This window comes from Shewanella litoralis (genome assembly GCF_009828585.1).
GTDB classification, from domain to species: domain Bacteria; phylum Pseudomonadota; class Gammaproteobacteria; order Enterobacterales; family Shewanellaceae; genus Shewanella; species Shewanella litoralis.
In genome coordinates this window covers 116,604-135,465 of sequence record NZ_WSRZ01000014.1, presented here as the reverse complement: position 1 = coordinate 135,465, position 18,862 = coordinate 116,604, and the positions used below count along the sequence as shown (strand labels likewise).

Annotated in this window: 17 protein-coding genes and 1 pseudogene; 13 read left to right on the top strand and 5 right to left on the bottom strand. The window is 42.3% G+C overall.

The window, feature by feature from the left end; genetic code table 11:
- The 4 genes and pseudogenes from GQA99_RS12740 to GQA99_RS12725 all read left to right on the top strand — a co-directional run.
- A pseudogene (locus tag GQA99_RS12740) lies at positions 1–168 on the top strand (IS630 family transposase); the annotation flags it as partial.
- A 614-nt stretch (positions 169–782) separates the two neighbouring features.
- A complete protein-coding gene (locus tag GQA99_RS12735) occupies positions 783–1,808 on the top strand; it encodes an HlyD family secretion protein (protein WP_160054261.1) in 1,026 nt (341 codons plus the stop codon).
- A gap of 15 nt (positions 1,809–1,823) precedes the next feature.
- Positions 1,824–4,580 carry a ribosome-associated ATPase/putative transporter RbbA gene (gene rbbA / locus GQA99_RS12730; protein ID WP_160054260.1) on the top strand — a complete coding sequence of 919 codons (2,757 nt, stop codon included), beginning with the start codon at positions 1,824–1,826 and terminating at the stop codon, positions 4,578–4,580.
- 3 nt (positions 4,581–4,583) lie between these two features.
- On the top strand, positions 4,584–5,708 hold the full coding sequence (locus GQA99_RS12725; protein WP_160054259.1) for an ABC transporter permease: 1,125 nt from the start codon (positions 4,584–4,586) through the stop codon (positions 5,706–5,708).
- Between the two features lie 98 nt (positions 5,709–5,806).
- On the opposite strand, the gene GQA99_RS12720 is transcribed toward GQA99_RS12725, so the two are convergent.
- Entirely contained in the window at positions 5,807–6,037 is a 231-nt protein-coding gene (locus GQA99_RS12720) for a hypothetical protein (RefSeq protein ID WP_160054258.1), read from the bottom strand.
- Positions 6,038–6,400: 363 nt separating this feature from the next.
- On the opposite strand from GQA99_RS12720, the gene GQA99_RS12715 reads away from it, so the two are divergent.
- Positions 6,401–6,847, top strand: a complete 447-nt coding sequence (locus tag GQA99_RS12715; protein ID WP_160054257.1) for an Hsp20 family protein — start codon at positions 6,401–6,403, stop codon at positions 6,845–6,847.
- 446 nt (positions 6,848–7,293) lie between these two features.
- Here the strand turns inward: GQA99_RS12715 and soxR are convergent, their stop codons facing one another.
- The gene (gene soxR, locus GQA99_RS12710; RefSeq protein ID WP_160054256.1) at positions 7,294–7,740 is read right to left on the bottom strand and encodes a redox-sensitive transcriptional activator SoxR; all 447 of its coding nucleotides are present in this window, start codon (positions 7,738–7,740) and stop codon (positions 7,294–7,296) included.
- Positions 7,741–7,839: 99 nt separating this feature from the next.
- On the opposite strand from soxR, the gene GQA99_RS12705 reads away from it, so the two are divergent.
- Positions 7,840–8,256 carry a VOC family protein gene (locus tag GQA99_RS12705; RefSeq protein WP_160054255.1) on the top strand — a complete coding sequence of 139 codons (417 nt, stop codon included), beginning with the start codon at positions 7,840–7,842 and terminating at the stop codon, positions 8,254–8,256.
- Between the two features lie 56 nt (positions 8,257–8,312).
- Here the strand turns inward: GQA99_RS12705 and pepE are convergent, their stop codons facing one another.
- The gene (gene pepE, locus GQA99_RS12700) at positions 8,313–9,023 is read right to left on the bottom strand and encodes a dipeptidase PepE (RefSeq protein WP_160054254.1); all 711 of its coding nucleotides are present in this window, start codon (positions 9,021–9,023) and stop codon (positions 8,313–8,315) included.
- Between the two features lie 263 nt (positions 9,024–9,286).
- Here pepE and htpX point away from each other — a divergent pair, with 263 nt between their 5' ends.
- Both htpX and GQA99_RS12690 read left to right on the top strand, forming a co-directional pair.
- Entirely contained in the window at positions 9,287–10,150 is an 864-nt protein-coding gene (htpX, locus tag GQA99_RS12695; RefSeq protein WP_160054253.1) for a protease HtpX, read from the top strand.
- A gap of 360 nt (positions 10,151–10,510) precedes the next feature.
- Positions 10,511–13,009 (top strand): sensor domain-containing protein, encoded by a 2,499-nt coding sequence (locus tag GQA99_RS12690; protein WP_160054252.1) that lies wholly within the window; start codon positions 10,511–10,513, stop codon positions 13,007–13,009.
- A gap of 68 nt (positions 13,010–13,077) precedes the next feature.
- On the opposite strand, the gene GQA99_RS12685 is transcribed toward GQA99_RS12690, so the two are convergent.
- On the bottom strand, positions 13,078–13,437 hold the full coding sequence (locus GQA99_RS12685; RefSeq protein ID WP_160054251.1) for a hypothetical protein: 360 nt from the start codon (positions 13,435–13,437) through the stop codon (positions 13,078–13,080).
- A 22-nt stretch (positions 13,438–13,459) separates the two neighbouring features.
- Positions 13,460–13,723, bottom strand: coding sequence for a hypothetical protein (locus tag GQA99_RS12680; RefSeq protein ID WP_160054250.1), 264 nt, complete (start codon positions 13,721–13,723; stop codon positions 13,460–13,462).
- 135 nt (positions 13,724–13,858) lie between these two features.
- Between GQA99_RS12680 and GQA99_RS12675 the strand changes: the two genes are divergently transcribed.
- From GQA99_RS12675 to GQA99_RS12655, 5 genes are all read left to right on the top strand, one after another.
- Complete coding sequence (locus GQA99_RS12675) at positions 13,859–15,355, top strand: ATP-binding protein (RefSeq protein ID WP_160054249.1); 1,497 nt, start codon at positions 13,859–13,861, stop codon at positions 15,353–15,355.
- A 2-nt stretch (positions 15,356–15,357) separates the two neighbouring features.
- Entirely contained in the window at positions 15,358–16,062 is a 705-nt protein-coding gene (locus tag GQA99_RS12670; protein WP_160054248.1) for a response regulator, read from the top strand.
- 451 nt (positions 16,063–16,513) lie between these two features.
- On the top strand, positions 16,514–17,386 hold the full coding sequence (locus GQA99_RS12665; RefSeq protein WP_160054247.1) for a 6-carboxytetrahydropterin synthase: 873 nt from the start codon (positions 16,514–16,516) through the stop codon (positions 17,384–17,386).
- Between the two features lie 98 nt (positions 17,387–17,484).
- Positions 17,485–18,321 (top strand): M23 family metallopeptidase, encoded by an 837-nt coding sequence (locus GQA99_RS12660; RefSeq protein WP_160054268.1) that lies wholly within the window; start codon positions 17,485–17,487, stop codon positions 18,319–18,321.
- Positions 18,322–18,406: 85 nt separating this feature from the next.
- Positions 18,407–18,802, top strand: coding sequence for an ACT domain-containing protein (locus GQA99_RS12655; RefSeq protein ID WP_160054246.1), 396 nt, complete (start codon positions 18,407–18,409; stop codon positions 18,800–18,802).
- Positions 18,803–18,862: the final 60 nt, after the last annotated feature.

Genomic DNA, 18,862 nt, shown 5'->3' with positions numbered 1-18,862 from the left:
GTAGAACAAGTGTGGCAATGGCTTCGTCAAAATGAACTTGCCAATCGTTGTTTTAGTGGATATGACGATATTGTTGAACAGTGCTCAATTGCATGGAATCACTTTATTGCAGAGCCTGAAAGGGTCATTAAATTATGTTCTAGAAGCTGGACAAAATTGACCAGTTAATTAATGTAAATGGTATAATTTCTCTGAAAAGAGAGTGATAAGCCCGTTGTTAACGCAACGGGCTTTTTTACGTTTGACGTTTATACATATAGAAGTGGCTTTATCTATGCCTAGTGCTTGAATGCATAGCAGAGAATACTCAAACTTTTGTGCTTATTTTCAGTTATGTCTGCTTATTCACTATAAGTGTGAGGTAGATCATGGTTTAACCTGTTTTGTTGATACAAAATTTAATTGAGTTAATGCACTAATTTATCGTTTGAATGGGGGGAGCGTTGTGAATATCGTTTTCTACCTTGCCAAATATCATCATTTGCTGCACTTGTGCATCAAATAAACACATCGACAAATGAAATCTAGATTTATCTGTGAGGATAGCGGTTTTTACAATCTGATATTGGATTCGCTTTAGTTGTTATTGCAACTAGGTAACATATTCCGAGCCGTTGTCTCTTCTCATTTTATGCATGGCAATGTCATGCATGTCTGGCTCTCTAGCCGATTAATACTGTTCAAGGTTGTTGGATCGAGAGAAGGTTTTTGACAGAGATTGAATAATGTCAGCTTGTTGGTTTAAAAATGATTGCTGTCACTCATAGAAGGATTTTTAGACAATGAATAACATACTGAAGAGAGCTATATATATCGTTGTTTTTATAGTGCTTATTTTTTCTTTTTGGTGGGGGTGGCAATATTTACAAGTCGCTCCGCTAGCCGATGGTTTAGTGTCAGGTAACGGCAGAATTGAAGCTGTAGAAGTTGATGTATCAACTAAAATAGCGGGACGGGTCGATACCATTTTGGCTCAGGAAGGGGACCTTGTTAAAGAGCAACAAGTTGTCGCGCAAATTAATACCGATCAATTGCGTGCTCAACTGCTTGGTGCTGAAGCTAATGTCGCCAGTGCTGAAAGCCAAGTTGCTTCTGCTCTGGCAACCATCGAGCAGGCAAAGGCTGAGGAAGTGTTAGCCAAACAAGAATTGTCTCGGGCTAGAGCACTGGTAAAAGATAACCATATTAGTAAAGAAACCTACGATACAAGAGTCAGTCAGGTTGCTGTTGCTAAAGCCGCGCTTCAGGCGGCTAAGGCTGGCCTGGTTTATCGTGAACGTATGGTGGATGCTGTTAGGGCCAGTACCAAAGAAATCCAAACTCAAATTGATGATTGTGTGCTGAAATCCCCAGTGACTGGTCGAGTCATATATCGACTTGCCGAACCAGGTGAGGTGCTTGGCAGTGGTGGCAAAGTGTTGACTATGATTAACCTTGCTGATGTCTATATGGAGATATTTGTACCTTCGGCACCAGCAAATCGTATTGCGATAGGTGCAGAGGCGAGAATTAAATTAGATGTTCTCGATTATACCATTCCTGCATCGGTGAGCTTTGTATCACCTGAATCACAATTTACCCCAAAGCAAGTTGAAACCCTCAGCGAACGTGAAAAACTGATGTTTCGTGTTAAAGTGCGAATCCCTCAATACTTAGTACAAAAACACATTGAAGATGTTAAGACTGGCGTGCGTGGCGTGGCTTATATACGCCTGACACCTTTACCCGGAGAGCAGCTAACTCCGTGGCCTGATTTTCTTCAACAATTGTTGCCAGACTCTGAGTCTAATTCAGTCAATCAACATTAATGTGGGTGCATAATCATGGACCAACAACACAATCCGATCGTCTGTATTAACAATGTTAGTCATAGATATAAAAAAGTCATGGCGATTGAAGATGTCACACTCAGTATTCCTTCAGGACAAATGGTGGGTTTGCTCGGCCCTGATGGGGTGGGTAAATCAACCTTGTTGGCACTGATTTCTGGGGTCAGAGAATTACAGAGTGGTACTATTGAAGTGCTTGGCGGTGATATGGCCTCGGCTCGACATCGCTCAAATGTTGGCCCTCGTATTGCTTACATGCCTCAAGGACTAGGCAAGAATTTATACAGTGAGCTCAGTGTTGCCGAAAACCTCGACTTTTTTGGTAAATTATTTGGCCAGGGAGCCTCTGAACGTAAAACCCGCATTGACCGACTCACCCATGCAACGGGCCTTAATGCATTTTTATCACGGCCAGCAGGTAAGTTATCCGGCGGGATGAAACAAAAACTCGGTTTGTGTTGTTCGCTTATTCATGACCCGGATTTATTGATATTAGATGAGCCAACTACCGGGGTCGACCCTCTCTCTAGACGACAATTTTGGCAGTTAATTAACACAATACGCAGTGAACGGCCTAGTATGAGTGTGATAGTGTCTACCGCTTATATGGATGAAGCCGAAGGATTTGATTGGTTGGTGGCTATGGATGCCGGCTATGTGTTGGACTCGGGCACACCTGAAGCACTAAAAACCAAAACGCAATCTGAAAATATCGAACAAACTTTTACCCGATTACTGTCTAAAGAAAAGCGTGGCAGTGGTCATGCGCTTGTTATTCCTGCTTTTGAAAAAACAGATGCTTCACCTGCAATTACAGCCAAAGGCTTAACCCGTCGTTTTGGTGATTTTACTGCTGTCAGTAATGTGAGTTTTGACATTCAAGCCGGAGAAATCTTTGGCTTTTTGGGCTCAAATGGTTGCGGCAAAACAACCACCATGAAAATGTTGACCGGCCTCTTACCCGCGTCAGAGGGTGAGGCGTTTTTATTTGGTAAGCCTGTCGATGCCAGCAATATCGACATGCGTAATCGAGTAGGATTTATGTCGCAAGCTTTTTCCTTGTATGGTGAGCTGACGGTTAAACAGAACTTGACCTTGCATGCGCGTTTGTTTCATTTATCTGCGTCGAAAGCCACAGAGCGAATTGATGTACTGGTTGATCGCTTTGGTTTGCGTAAGCAAATGGATGATTTGGCATCATCATTGCCACTTGGGATCCGCCAACGCTTGTCACTTGCCGTTGCGGTGATCCACGAGCCAGAAATGCTAATCCTTGACGAGCCCACATCAGGTGTTGACCCTGTTGCACGTGACGAATTTTGGGAATTGCTTGTTGAGTTGTCACGTCGCGATAAAGTAACCATATTTATTTCAACCCACTTTATGAATGAAGCGTTACGGTGCGACCGTATTTCATTAATGCATGCAGGTGAAGTCTTAGTTTACGATGAGCCACAACACCTTGTTGAAGCCAAAGGGGCAACATCGCTTGAAGAAGCTTTTATCAGTTATCTTGAAGATGCGATAGGCCTGCCCCCTCAAAAGCAAGCGCAACTTGAAATAGCCCCTACTTCAGAACCGACGACATTAAGCCAAAGCCAACCACAGCATGCAAAAGGCTTTGGCTTTAATTTATCGCGGTTGCTGGCGTATAGTTATCTTGAAATGATGGCGGTAATGCGTGACAAAATTCGCCTCGCATTTGCATTTTTTGGCAGTGTGATTTTGTTGATTGTGATTGCTTATGGGATCTCGTTAGATATTGAAGATCTGACTTTCGCGGTGCTCGATTATGACCAAACACCGCAAAGCCGAGAATACGTTAGTCACTTTCAAGGCTCTCATTATTTTATCGAAAGACCTGTATTACAAAGTAAAGACCAGCTTGAGCGGCGCTTACAGTCTAACGATATCACCTTGGCGATAGAGATCCCGGCCGGTTTTGGTCGCGATATTAAAAAGGGTCAGACTGCACACGTTTCGGCATGGATAGATGGTGCTAATACCACCCGAGCCGGCACTATCGAAGGCTATGTCACTGGTGGCTATATTTGGTACCTGACACAATTAGCGACAGAATCCGGGGTAGATGCCAGTGCACTGTATAATGTCGATCTGCAGTCTCGTTATCGCTATAACCCTTCATTTGAAAGTATTTATTCCATTGGGCCTAAAACGCCAGCGTTATTGTTATTGTTCTTTCCGGCAATACTCATGGCTGTGAGTATTGCCCGTGAAAAGGAAGTCGGCACTATCACTAACTTTTTTGTTACGCCAACCAATAAATTTGAATTTCTTATTGGTAAACAGCTGCCGTATATCGCGATTGGCATGATCAACTTTTTTATTTTGACATTTTTGGTGGTGTTTTTATTGCAGGTTCCATTAAAAGGCAGCTTATTGGGGCTCACCGTTGGGGCATTTTGTTATGTGTGCGCCTCAACCGGCATTGGTTTAGTGGTGTCATCTGTCACGAAAACTCAAGTCACCGCGGTGTTTGCCACCACTATTGTATCGTTATTACCCACAGCGCTGTTTTCGGGGCTAGTGCAACCTACATCCACGTTAGAGGGGGGCGGGTACATTATCGGTATGGCGTGGCCGGCAACCTATTATATGCATTTGAGTGTGGCGGCATTTACTAAAGGTTTGCACTTTTTTGACCTGATAGGCGACATCATGATGTTGTCGATTTATGGTCCTATTTTAGTGGTTTTTGCTGCGGCGAGTTTGAAAAAGCAGGAGGCATAACCGATGAAAATCTGGAGCAATATTTTCTGGCTTGGTACTAAGGAGCTTCGCAGTGTCATGGGTGACGTGACCATGATAATACTGATTGTGTTTTTATTCAGTGCGCAGATTTATTCGCGTTCAACCGCCATTAGTGAGTCGGTGAATAATGCATCCATTGCGATTGTCGACGAAGACCACTCAACGCTGTCGCGTAACATTGCCAATGCTTTCTATCCTCCTTATTTTAAGTTTGCAGAGCAAATATCTACCAGTGAGGTAGACCAAGTCATGGACCAAGACCGCTTTATGTTTGTGGTAAGTATTCCACCACGTTTTGAGGCAGATGTACGTGATGGACGCTTACCGAGTGTGCAAATCGATGTTGATGCAACCGCTGTGACTCAAGCAAGTTTAGGTAATAGTTATATTCAAAGTATCATCACCAAGGAGGTTAACTTTTTTGTTAATCGCTCTAATGCCACCATCGATTATCCCGTAGTATTAGTCCAGCGCCGTGCATTTAATCCTAATGGCACTATGAGCTGGTTTAGTTCAATGGGGGCGCTGCTCGATAATGTCACCTTGTTGGCTATTATTCTGACAGGCGCTGCACTGTTGCGTGAACGTGAGCATGGCACCATTGAGCATTTACTGGTTATGCCGCTGACGTCATTTCAAATCATTATGTCCAAGGTATGGGCAAACGGACTTATTGTGCTGGTTGCTTTTTCGTTGTCACTTTTCTTTATGGTCGAAACCTTGCTGGATGTCCCCATTGCTGGATCCCGTTGGTTATTAGTGGGTGGAACAACCATTTATTTATTTGCCGCAGCCTCGATTGGGATTTTTCTTGGCACCATAGCCCGCACCATGGCGCAGTTTGCCTTACTGTTAATGATTGTGATTATCCCCATGATGTTACTGTCTGGAGGGATTACGCCCATTGAGAGTCAACCTGCCATTGTTCAACCATTCACATGGATATTCCCTTCGCGGCACTTTATGGCATTTTCGCAGGCGGTGGTTTTTCGTAGTGCCGATTTTAGTATTGTGTGGCCAGAGTTGCTGAATATTATTGGGCTTGGGATGGTGTTTTTTGTAAGCAGTTTAGCGCTATTTAGGCGCTCAATTTCGGTCAATAAATAACCTTGAACAGTTAACTGGTTGTTTGATTCGACATGCCGTTAAATCATTAAGCCACCGATAATGGTGGCTTTTTGGTGTTAACAACAATAAATACTCTGTTATGCGTTATTAATTTTTTGTTTTAAGTCATACGCGTCTTCAGTAATCACTCGTTCTAACACTTCAATACGTTGACGTAACGAGCTGATTTCATCGTGCAGTGACTTATTGTTGTTTTCTTGTTGGTTTGCCGCCAGGCTTTGGCGCTCTTTAAGCTTCATAATGCTCACAATAAAACTGCCTATTATGGCGATGATTGGGATTAAAAGTGCCAGCGTTGCAGGGTTCATAACATGTCCTTATTGATGTATTGCGTTGTGAGTTATTGTGACGTTTTCAATTAGAATTACCAGTGACAAAAGTCATTTAAACAGGGTTACAGGTGTAATTGAATATAATGGGCTAATTTTAAGTTATTGAAATATTGTCATATTCAATGTTTTTTATCAATTTTTAAAATTTATTTATTCATTAGCCTTGATATCAAACACTGTGTCCATATATCTAATTTTGTAGCAGGATAGATAACGAAACGCTCGATTGAGGTTTTACTATTCTGGCTATGACAGTGCCGTAAGGGCTGTTACTAACATTGCCACTGTTATGAAATAGTGGTCATTATTTTACATATTGCTTTAGACAAGGATATGAACATGCGAAACTTTAATCTTACTCCAGATTTAGCTCCTCTTTACCGTAGCGCAATTGGTTTTGACCGTTTAGCCCAACTTGCTGAACATGCTGCTGCCAACAATGCTAACAGTGGTTACCCTCCTTACAATATTGAACTGCTTGGTGAAAATCGTTATCGGATCACTATGGCGGTTGCAGGCTTTGCGATGTCTGAGTTAGACATTATGAGTGAAGGCGAAAAACTGTTAGTTAAAGGCAATAAGACAGCAAAAACGGATGAGCGTAAATACTTGCATCAAGGCATTGCTGAACGTGGCTTTGAGCGGACTTTTCAGCTTGCTGATTATGTACGTGTCGTGGGTGCAGAATTAGAACACGGCTTATTAAATATTGATTTAGTACGTGAAATTCCTGAAGCTATGAAACCACGAAAAATTGATATTGTCAGTACAAACACACTCGGTTAACCCGGTGTAGTCCAGTATATGGGCAGGTAAAGTGGTGGCTTAAAAGTTAACGCTACCACTTTATTACTTATCTTCATCCTATTGTTTATCACTCCCCCATTTAGCTTATTGCTTACGCCTAGTGTCTATTTGATACTAGGCTTTTTTTTTAATACCAATTCCACTAATTATCTGGTCATTCAGCGGGAATTCTGTGCCTTCTAGGCAAGTAATAGGATTGAAGAGATAGTTGCTCTCGGCAACTGCTCCTGCGTTGCTCTACCTTCTGCATCCATGCAGTCGTACGTCAAAATGCTATTAAGCAGCATAGAAGGCACAGAAACCCGCCTTGCAGGAGACACTCAGACCGTTCATTTCTTTGTTGCATTGCCTTAGAAGGGAATAACCATTATTTCAACAATGCGCCTCAAACTGAACAATCTGAGTGACTCTGATTGGTCACATAATTAATGGAAATGGTATAACAGTACAGGCCCTGGTCCTTGTGGTTCGAGCAGATCATTTGGGTTATACAAAGGGCAACTATTCATCGATAAACAGCCACAACCGATGCACCCTTCAAGTGAGTCTTTCATATTTTGTAATCGACTAATACGCTGTGTGAGTGTGTCTTTCCAATTAACTGATAATGCCGCCCAGTCTTGTTTGGTGGCTGTCCTGCCATTCGGCAATGAAGCAAATGCACTGCCAATTTCATCTAAAGATATGCCTAATTGTTGCGCCGCTTTGATAAGAGATATTCGTCTAATGACATCGCGTGAATAACGACGTTGATTACCTTGGTTGCGCCAACTGCTAATCAGACCTTTTTGCTCATAAAAATGGATTGCAGAAATGTTAATTCCACAACGTTTTGCTACTTGGCCAACACTTAATACTGTTTCTTCTGACATAAACCCTCCAAATTTTTGTTATTTTGGCAAAATTAACACTTTACCTCAAGTTAACTTGAGGTATTAAGCTGTGCAAAATTAATCATAAGGAGATACGAAATGCATTTAGAACATTTAAATTTGGTCGTGAACGATTTAGAAGAGACCTTGGTTTTTTACCAGGCGGCGTTTCCACATTGGCGAGTCCGCGGTGGCGGTGAATCAATATGGCATGGCACCCCACGAAAATGGTTACATTTTGGCGATGACTATCATTATTTGTCACTCAATGACTCTGGGACCGGAGAGATACGTGATCTTAAAAGTAATGCTATTGGTTTAGCGCATTTTGCTTATGTGGTGGATAATATCGAAGCATTAGTATTAAGGCTGGCAAGCGTGGGTTATGAGGTTGCTATTATGGGCGCGGTTAATGAGGCTTATAAGAGTCGCTATTTTATCGACCCTAATGGTTTTGAAATTGAATTTGTTGAGTATTTGACTGATATTCCCAGTGAGCGAAATCAATACGATTAATAATACAACCATGGGGTTTATGGCTTTATTTCATAACCCCATGGAAATGAGCTTAGTTATTTGAGGTACTCAGATAAGTCACTGTTGGCGGCAATTTCGACTTCTTGTTGCTTACCATGAAATAAATAGGCAGTTTGATCGCCAATTAACGTCAATTTATCTCCCTGACGCCATAATGCACTGCCTTCTTGAATACCAATGACTGGGGTTAATGGGTCGACAATCGTAAATTCTAATAAGCGTTGCGCACGAGTTTCGCCGTTGTGGCCTGGCATTTGGTAATTGGTGTAATGCGGATTTAACTGAAAGGGCAGAATACTTAATGCAGTAAATGAAGGGGGTTCCACAATTGGCATATCGTTTGTGGTGCGAATACTATTACCGGTAATGTTCGAACCTGCACTCCAGCCCACATACGGCATGCCATTTTGTACTTTCTCGCGGATTAAATGCACTAAATCGTAGCGGTATAGCTCGTTTAACAGTTGGAAGGTATTACCGCCGCCAACCAAAATGCCAGCTGCATCTTGAATCGCTTGTTTAGGATCGGCAAATTGATGAATGCTGTTAATGGTGATGGGCAGCGGCGCTAATGCCGTTTGCACTTTGGTTAAATACTCATCATAACTGACACTCACACCGGCATAGGGAATAAATAACCATTGTTGGCCAGGTTGTGTAAGAGGGCGGATAAGCGCAACTGTATGAGTTAAATAGGCAGAGTCACCGACACGCGAGGCACTTAACATTAATGCATTAATGCTCATAAAAATTCCTTTTTTGCTTTTATTTTCGATAGTTTATCAAAGATTAATCATTGCATATACTCTGTTTATCATCGTTTGATGTTTTTCAGTTTCAATTAATAATCCCTGCATAGACTCTGCTCGCTAGATTTTAAGCGTGGTTTATCAACGTAAAAAGAGTCATAAATTTTTTTTAATATAACTAAGCTTGAATTCTAAAATTATGGACATATTATGTCTATAGTAACAATCGAAAATCGGCATTTTGCCATACAGGAGCTTAAATGAAGCGTATATTTTTGTTGATCGCAACCAACCTTGCCATATTACTGGTTGCCTCAATTGTCATGTCTATTCTAGGGGTTAATACCCAATCTATGGGTGGACTGTTGGTATTTGCTGCCATTTTCGGTTTTGGTGGCGCATTTATCAGTTTAGCGATTTCTAAATGGATGGCTAAAAAGACCATGGGCTGTGAGGTCATTACCCATCCACGTGATAATACAGAGCGCTGGTTAGTTGAAACTGTGGCTCGTCAAGCTGAAAAATCAGGCATTAAAATGCCTGAAGTGGCAATTTATCAATCGCCAGAGATGAACGCATTTGCCACAGGCCCAAGCAAAAACAACGCACTTGTCGCGGTAAGTTCTGGCTTGCTTTACGGCATGACGCAAGATGAAATCGAAGGTGTACTTGCCCACGAAGTGAGCCACGTTGCTAACGGCGACATGGTGACCTTAACCTTAATTCAAGGTGTGGTGAATACCTTTGTTATTTTTGCAGCTCGCGTGGTTGCTGGCATTATCAATAATGTCGTGTCTAGCAATGATGAAGAAGGTGAAGGCCTAGGCATATTTGCTTATATGGCTGTAGTATTTGTGCTTGATATGCTGTTTGGTATTTTAGCCTCGATGATCGTAGCTTACTTCTCACGTATTCGTGAATTTAAAGCCGACGAAGGTGCTGCACGACTTGCGGGCAAAGGTAAAATGATTGCCGCACTAGAGCGTTTACGCCAAGGCCCTGAATCTGGTGCAATGCCTGCACAAATGTCAGCATTTGGCATTAACGGTAAACGTTCAATGGCGGAGCTTATGATGAGCCATCCACCGCTAGAGAAACGTATTGCCGCATTAAAGAACAGTTAATCACTAATACTTACAGTCTTTTAGACGGTAAAGTTAAATAAGGAGCCTTAGTGCTCCTTATTTGTTTTAAAGACCTTACTTATGATTGATTATTGCAATGAAATCACTCAAACATAGCGTGATTTCATGATTTATGGCATATAGTTAGATTGTTGTGATGATTATGTTTGGATTAAGATATGCAGCAGTATTAGGTTTACTTTGTTTCTATAGCTTATGATTCTATAGCTTATGATTCTATAGCTTATGATTCTATAGCTTATGATTCTATAGCTTATGTCGCTGGTTTAACAAATATCCCACTGCTCTACAGGTAGCTAGAGAGCCGTGATTATTAATATATTGATTTAGGAAGGTGTTATGCTGAAAGAAGCTATTTCTCAGTCTCAACTTAGAGAATGGCAGCAGGAGATTAATGACATTTCTGCCGAATTTCGTCTCACTATTACTTTTAATCAAATTAATACCGCGGTACATCGCTTAGAGGACCTTTGCATCAGCCAGGGGGCAACTGACCGTACCCGCCAGCAACATCAAATTAGTTTGTTACAGTACATCAATGTCGCCATTAACAATGAGCATCAAGGTAATACAGCAAAAGTCGATATTTATCATCAGTTAATTCGTGATAGCGAGGGACATATTCTTGCGGCCCTGAGTTTTAGTGCCGTTAATCACGCGTTAGACAAACCTGACATGTTTCAAGCCTTGAGCGCCATTCAAATCCGTATTGCTGATATGTTAAGTAGTGCAATCCGTACCTATATTAATAGTAGTGACCTAGGGTTAAAGCACAGTCCAGGCATTACTCATATTGTTGACGTGCAAGCTTTTATCAACGCTTTTGATGAGCATATTTGGATTAAAAATACTCACGGAATTTATATTGGTTGTAATAAAAGTGTCGAACGTGCGTGGCGAAAATCGACAGATCAAATAGTGGGTAAGTCTGACTTTGATTTATTTGACCAGCGGACAGCAGAAGCCTTTGTTGAGGGCGATAAGTTAGCAATCGAAACGGGTGCGACAGTCGTGGTGTCTGAGTGTGAAGAAGTTGACCTGAATTTTAATAAAGTGTGGCTTGAAACCATAAAAGCCCCAATTTACGATGCTCAAAACCAGCTCCTCGGAGTTATAGGTATGACGCGTAATATTGCCAAACATAAAGAAGCTGAAGAGCAGCTAATTTTAGCCGCAAATGTATTTCAAAATGCTGTGGAAGGTGTTGTGATTACCGACAGTGATGGCAATATTACCGAAATTAATCAGGCGTTTACTGATATCACAGGCTATAGCCGAGAAGAAGTCATTGGGCGGAACCCAAGCATGCTGAGCTCTGGGCGGCATCCTAAAAGCTTCTTTGAACGTTTATGGAATACCTTGTTAGTGCAAGGAAAATGGCACGGCGAGATTTGGAACCGCCGCAAATACGGTGCCATCTTCCCACAATCTATTACCATTAGTGCGGTGTTTGACAAACAAAATATTATTCAATACTACGTCGCAGTATTTGCAGATATTTCAGCGCAAAAACAAAACGAAGAAAAGCTAAAAAACCTCGCTTACTTTGACGCTTTAACACAACTGCCTAACCGCATGCAGTTTATGTCATTAGTGGAACAAGAGTTAAATCATTCAAATAGAGCCAAAAAGCAGTTAGCGATTTTATTTTTAGATATCGATTTCTTCAAACACATCAATGACAGCTTAGGGCATGTGATTGGTGATGAAATTTTGATTGAGTTAGCTAAGCGCTTATCTTACGCGTTATCTGATTTTGACGTGCTTGCACGGTTAAGCGGTGATGAGTTTGTCGTGATGCTGCCTAGCATTATGGGTACCGACTCTGTGACATCATCGATAGATAAAATCCGCAGTGTATTTGAGCGGCCTTTTATACTCGATAACGCTCAATCGGTTAGATTAACCGCCAGTATGGGAGTCGCTATCTATCCTAGTGACGGTGATGACCATGACAGCCTATTACGTAATGCCGACGCGGCAATGCACCGTGCAAAACTAGATGGGCGCAATAACTATGCGTTTTATACCGAGTCAATGACCAAGCAAGCGGTTGCGCAATTGAAATTGCAAACTGCGATGCATCAGGCCATTGCCAATGACGATTTTTATCTTGTGTATCAGCCTAAGCTTAAACTGGATGATTTAACTCCTTGTGGCTTTGAAGCGCTCATGCGCTGGCATGATCCTATTTTAGGCGATATCTCTCCTGGCGAATTTATTCCGTTAGCAGAAAAAATCGGTTTAATATGGGGAATGGGCTTGTGGGTATTAAAAACCGCCTGTTTGCAGGGTGTTGAATGGCTAACTCAGGGGAAAACGTTTGAGCGAATTTCGGTTAACGTTGCCAGTTTACAAATACAACGAAGTGATTTTGTCGAACAAGTGAGGCGCATTTTATTAGAAACCGGCTTACCTGCTAAACACTTAGAACTCGAAGTGACCGAGTCGTGCATGATGCATGATCCCGAAGCCATTATTCGTGATTTAAAATTATTGGGAGCCATGGGTATTGCGTTAAGTATTGATGACTTTGGTACAGGTTATTCTTCGCTTAACTATCTGAAAAAACTTCCTATCGATAAATTGAAAATCGATCAGTCTTTTGTACGCGATATTCCGCACGACTCCAATAATACGGCCATTGCCAAAGCCGTCATTGCACTTGGTCATGCATTAAACTTACAAATTATTGCTGAAGGAGTCGAAACGCAAGCCCAAGCCGATTTTCTACGTGCTAATGGCTGCGATTTAGCGCAAGGATATTTGTACAGTAAGCCAAGATTACCAGATGCTTTAGTCGATTTTTTACCACTAGTGGCAAATATGAAACCGTAGATATTGGCATAAAAATGATAAAGCCAGCATTTTACCTGCTGGCTTTTATTACTGTATGCGCAGGAGTGTTATGCGTATACGTCTACATTCACTGCTGATGTACTGCTAGCGGTTTGTGTCTCGCCACCATTGTAAATGCTGTTTAAAGCTTCATAAAAAATACTGCCGATATCATCATCAGATAATCCTTCAGTCATTGGCTTTAACTCATCTAAAACTGACTTTAATTCAATTTGCTGTTCTTCAGTTAACGATGCAAGCATCTCTGTCGTTGATTGCTGCTCTTCTTCTGTCAATGTCGACACTGCACTGTCTAATCCTGGTGGTACGCCACCCTTTGGCGGTGGTGGACCGTCAGGACGAGGTGGACGTTGAGTACTCTCAGTCGATGTCATTTGCATCGAGGTACTGCCGCTAGTCACTTGCATATTCACTCCTTAACAATTAGCGTTAACTACGTTTTTTTGGTGGTTGCTTCATGTCGTCTGGCGCATTGTCTGGCACTGCGACTAATTCACCATCTATCATTTTACAGGTTGCTTCAAGGGTATCACCACGAGGCGTTTCAAAGCTGACCTGGCTGTTTTCAGAACTGCTTGCACAGGCATCAATCGCCTCTTGTGGTGGTTTGCCACCGGGCGGATTAGCAAACACAGCTGCAGAGGCAACTAAACTCAATGTCAGTAAAGTGATGTTGATTGGGTTAAGGGTCATGATGACACTCCTAAATGGGTTACTTAAGGTAATATAAACCAACAATGTGGAGGAAATGTGCAGAATTTAAGGAGATTGTGATCATATTTTATGCGTCACTAGTGTGGCGTTATATTGCTGGTTATACTGTATTTTATGCAAATATCCCAAAAACTATTCTTAGCCTTTGTTGGCTTAACCAGTATTGTGCTTATCGCCACGTTATCGTTAGCGAGGTGGAGCTTTGATCAGGGTTTTTTAGATTACATTAATAGCTTAGAACAAGAGCGTCTGGCCAGCTTGTCTGAACAGATATTGACACTTTATGCTGCCAGTTTGCCGCCACAGATAGAAGAAGGCAACTCCATACTCAGCTGGCATAAACTTAGCCAAAACGGGTTAAATCAAACCATTTCTGCTCACTCTCCGTTACCAAGAGCACCTCGAGACAATAATGCTAATGGTGTGAATATGCCGCCTCGTCCGATCGGGCGATTAAATTACCCACAACGCCAAGGACCTCGAGTGCCGCCACCGCATATGCGACCAGGACCTTCTAATCATCGCGCTGGACCACCAACCGGATTATATTCGGCAGAAGCGCAATATATTGCTGGTGCTGTCATTGATAAAAAGGCCGACACCATTAGTTACCCGTTAGTGTATAACCAGCAAGTTGTAGGTTACCTATTTAGTAATCCTGTGCGAGAGATAGTCTCATCATCGGCTACAGCATTTGCCCAGCAGCAGCGTTGGACGAGCGTTGGTATCGGCCTGTTGTGCTTATTATTGGCCAGTACATTAGCGTGGTGGTTAGCGCGCTTTTTATTGGTGCCTGTTAAGCAAGTGATGTTAGGCGTGTCTTATTTATCTAAGGGCGATTATGATCAGCGCGTTATGGATACTCAGCGCGCCGACGAGCTTGGGCAACTCATGGCCAACATCGATCATCTGGCAATGACACTCGCTAAAAACCGCAGTGCAAAAAATCGTTGGCTAGCTGATATCTCACATGAATTACGCACACCTTTGAGTATTTTATGCGGCGAAATCGATTCGATTAAAGCGGGGATCCGAGCGTTTGACTCAACTCAGTTAACTTCGATTGAGCAAGAAGTGCTGAGAATGAAACATTTGGTAGACGACTTATATGAGTTGTCCTTGTCTGATGTCGGTGGACTCCGCTATCACTTAACAACGGTTAATATTAGCGACTCGCTGGACAGTACCTTGAACAGCATTGCCGCCTCTATACATGACAAAGGCCTCACTCTGAGTAAACAGATTAGGCCAATGCTATTGGTGTCTGCTGATGTTAGGCGTTTAGAACAATTATTTATTAATTTATTGATGAATGCGATGGCCTATACCGACAGCCCTGGCGAAATTAACGTGCAGTTAACCCAGCAAGCAAACACAATTTGCTTAACCATTAATGACACCAAGCCCAGTGCGACAATCGAAGAATGTGAGCATTTATTTGAACCCTTGTATCGTCAGGATGTAGCAAGAACGCGAAGAGGCAGTGGTGCTGGTTTAGGGCTGACGATCTGTAAAAATATTGTCGAAGCCCACAACGGAAGTATTACCGCAACCCCATCATCTATGGGCGGATTGTGCATTAAAGTTCAATTACCTTTGTTAAGGAAGTGATTATGAGTGGATTTGCTCATCAACAGCCAATGACCGTATTAGTGGTTGAAGATGAACCTAAGATTGCCCAGATCCTGGTGGATTTTTTGCAATTAGAAGGGTTTAACACCCAAGTACAGTACGACGGTCGAGATGTCATTGAAACCATTAAAACGCAATCGATCGATTTTGTGATTTTAGATTTAATGTTGCCTTACAAAGATGGTTTAACCATTTGCCGCGAAATTCGTCAGTTTTCAATGATGCCTATCTTGATGTTAACGGCGCGCGTAGATGAAATTGATCGATTAATGGGATTAGAACTGGGGGCCGATGACTATGTATGTAAACCGTTTTCGGCAAGAGAAGTTGTTGCGAGAGTAAAAACCATTTTAAGACGGGTTGAAAATACCCAAGGCAGTCAAAATGAACAAATTATTCGTTACAAACACATCGACTTGAATATTGAGCGCTTTAAATGCCATGTTGATAAGCAAGAAGTTGAGTTAACACCGGTTGAATTTAGGTTGCTACAAACAATGCTAAAACGTCCCGGTGTGGTGCACTCTCGCGACAGTTTAATGCAAGTGTGTTATGTCGATGACCGTATTGTGAGCTCTCGAACGATAGACAGTCACGTGAAAAATTTACGCCATAAACTGGCACAAGTCACCAAACAAAAAGAAGTGCTGCACTCTATTTATGGCGTCGGATACAAAGTCGAGTAATGCCCAGAGAAAAGCAACACAGTGTTATCTTGAATGACTGACCTTATCTCCTAAATATCTGCACAGTATTTGCACAATTGTTTGTTACTGTACAACAAAAGGATTTTAGAGATAAGCGAATGTCTTCATTGATGATTTATTTCCTATTGTGTTGCCAGAGTTTCATTATAATCAGCTTGCTAGTGGTTTTTTTTACGGCAGAGCTCGAGCAAAATTTCAACGACCCCAGCTGATGATTGCACCTAAGCACAGTGCACTTTTCCTACTGCATACGCATTAAGCATCTACAAGTTTTTTTCACTAATCTCACATGTTTGCTCGCTCCGTGACAGGCTTTTGTTTAGAATGTCGGTGGATTTATAAAGACGTCATAAGATACCTTTTCCATTGGCATGTGCCATTCGGGATACATTTATACTGAGGTGGACTGTTTTTCCGCCTAGGAGCATTAATGCAACTGTTTGTAAAAGATTTAACCGTTATCGATTTTTCTTACCTGTGTCCAATACGCGGCATGGTAGGCGAAAGCTGGATTGTCGATGTATTACTCGACGGCGGCTTAGATGACCAAAATATGGTATTGGATTTTGCGAAAGTAAAACGCACCATTAAAAATACCATTGACGATGTTGCCGATCATCGTTTGCTGATTCCAACAGCGTGCAGTGAAGTGCGCTGGCAACAAAAGGGTGATCGGGTATGGATGGATTTCTCAAGCCAAAAAGGCGACATTCATTTAGCGTGCCCGTCGCAAGCATTTGCGCTTATTCCAACTGAAATTATTGATTTTGAAAGTGTGAATGACTTTCTTAAAAAAGCCTTGCGTGAAGTCTTACCCGATAACGTACAAGGCATTAGCCTAACGTTACGCAGTGAAGTACTCAACACGCCGTTTTACCATTACAGTCATGGTTTACGCAAACACGACGGTAACTGTCAACGAATTGCGCATGGTCATCGCAGTCCCGTTACGGTATTTGAAAACGGTATCGCCGAGCCTAAATGGGATCAATATTGGGCTGACCGTTGGCAAGATGTGTATCTTGGCACTGAAGAAGATCTCGTGTCGGTGAGTTCTCTCGAATTGTCTAAGCAAACCAGCATTAGCGATGAAAGCCATTTTGGTTTTCATTACATGGCGCCTCAAGGCGATTTTCAACTTGCTATGCCAAAAGCATGCTGTGATTTAATCCCACACGATACCACCGTTGAATTGCTGGCAGATTACATGGCCAATACCCTGGCGAATAAAGTGCCAGAAAGTCACTTTAAAGTGATTGCGTATGAAGGTATTGGTAAAGGGGCCATTGCGGTAAAAGGTTAATCGAGTAATATAAACGGGCTGCCAAAAGGTGGCCCTTTTTTTATCTATTTTACAAGGAATGCGGTGTCATGTTATTAAAAAAATCTTCTGGTAAAGTGATGTCTGCTGCCCTCTTACTGATGGCGAGTGCATTGGGGTTTAGCGCTTCAGTGGTCGCTGTCACATTTGAAGGAAAATTTGAGCAAGGGGCATTAGTCAGAGGTACCGTGCCTGCAGGCAGTAAAATATTACTCAATGGTGAAGCAGTAAAAGTCACCCCTCATGGTCAGTTTGCGATAGGTTTTGATCGCGATGCCGTAGTCGACCAACTCTTCAAAGTGACTTACCCTGACGGGCTAACCGAAATAAAGCCGCTTAAAATTGCAACCAAACAATACAAAATTGACCGCGTGACTGGGATTAGCCAAAAAATCATGAAGCCCGATCCTGTGGCGCAGGCCAGAGCAGCAAAAGATGCGCTACAAACACGAGCTGCAAGAGATATCTTTAGCGAGCAACACGCTTTTATGCAGTCATTTATTTGGCCGGTAACTGGACGTATTTCGGGTGTTTATGGCAGTCAGCGTGTGTACAACGATGTGCCTGGTAACCCACACTTTGGCGTAGACGTTGCCCGCCCAACAGGTACTGTTGTTGTGGCACCTGCAGATGGGGTGATTACCCTTGCGGAACCTGATATGTTTTATTCTGGTGGTACGGTGATTATTGACCATGGTTATGGGGTGAGTTCAACATTTTTACATTTAAGTAAATTGTATTTAAAGGTTGGCGACACCGTTGTGCAGGGCGATAAAGTGGCTGAGATTGGCGCTACAGGCCGCGTGACAGGTCCGCATTTAGATTGGCGTTTAAACTGGTTCCAAATGCGTTTAGACCCAGTGTCAATTGTACCGCCAATGGAAAAAGTATTAGCGGCCCAAAAAGCAGCAAAATAAGTTTATTATCCAGAGTTCAGGTTATTTAGCATAAAGCGTGTTATAGCCTGCTAAATCAATGGATTATCAAAAAGGATTGTAGACTATGAGTGGTATGACCGATTTAGCACTACTATTGACGTCCATGAGCCCTAAATTGATGGACGGAGAATTTGTATTTTGCACTGTTCAGGGAGAATATGAACAGTATGCTCAATTAAATCCACTTGCGACATTTCGCGAGAGCGAAGGCTTAACGTTAGTTGTCAATAAAGAGGCTGCAATGGCTGCAGGATTGACCTTTGAAGCATGCTTTAAACAAATTACTTTAACCGTACATTCAAGCCTTGAGGCTGTTGGATTAACAGCTGCGGTAGCGGCTAAACTCACTGAATTTAATATCAGTGCCAATGTTATTGCCGCGTATTATCACGACCATGTTTTTGTGCCTACAGATAAAGCCCAATTAGCCTTAACCGCGCTAGCAGAGTTTAACCAATAACGATTTATTGCAGTCTGTCGTTTTTTTTGAGGCTGTTTTTCTTACTCAAACACACCGCTT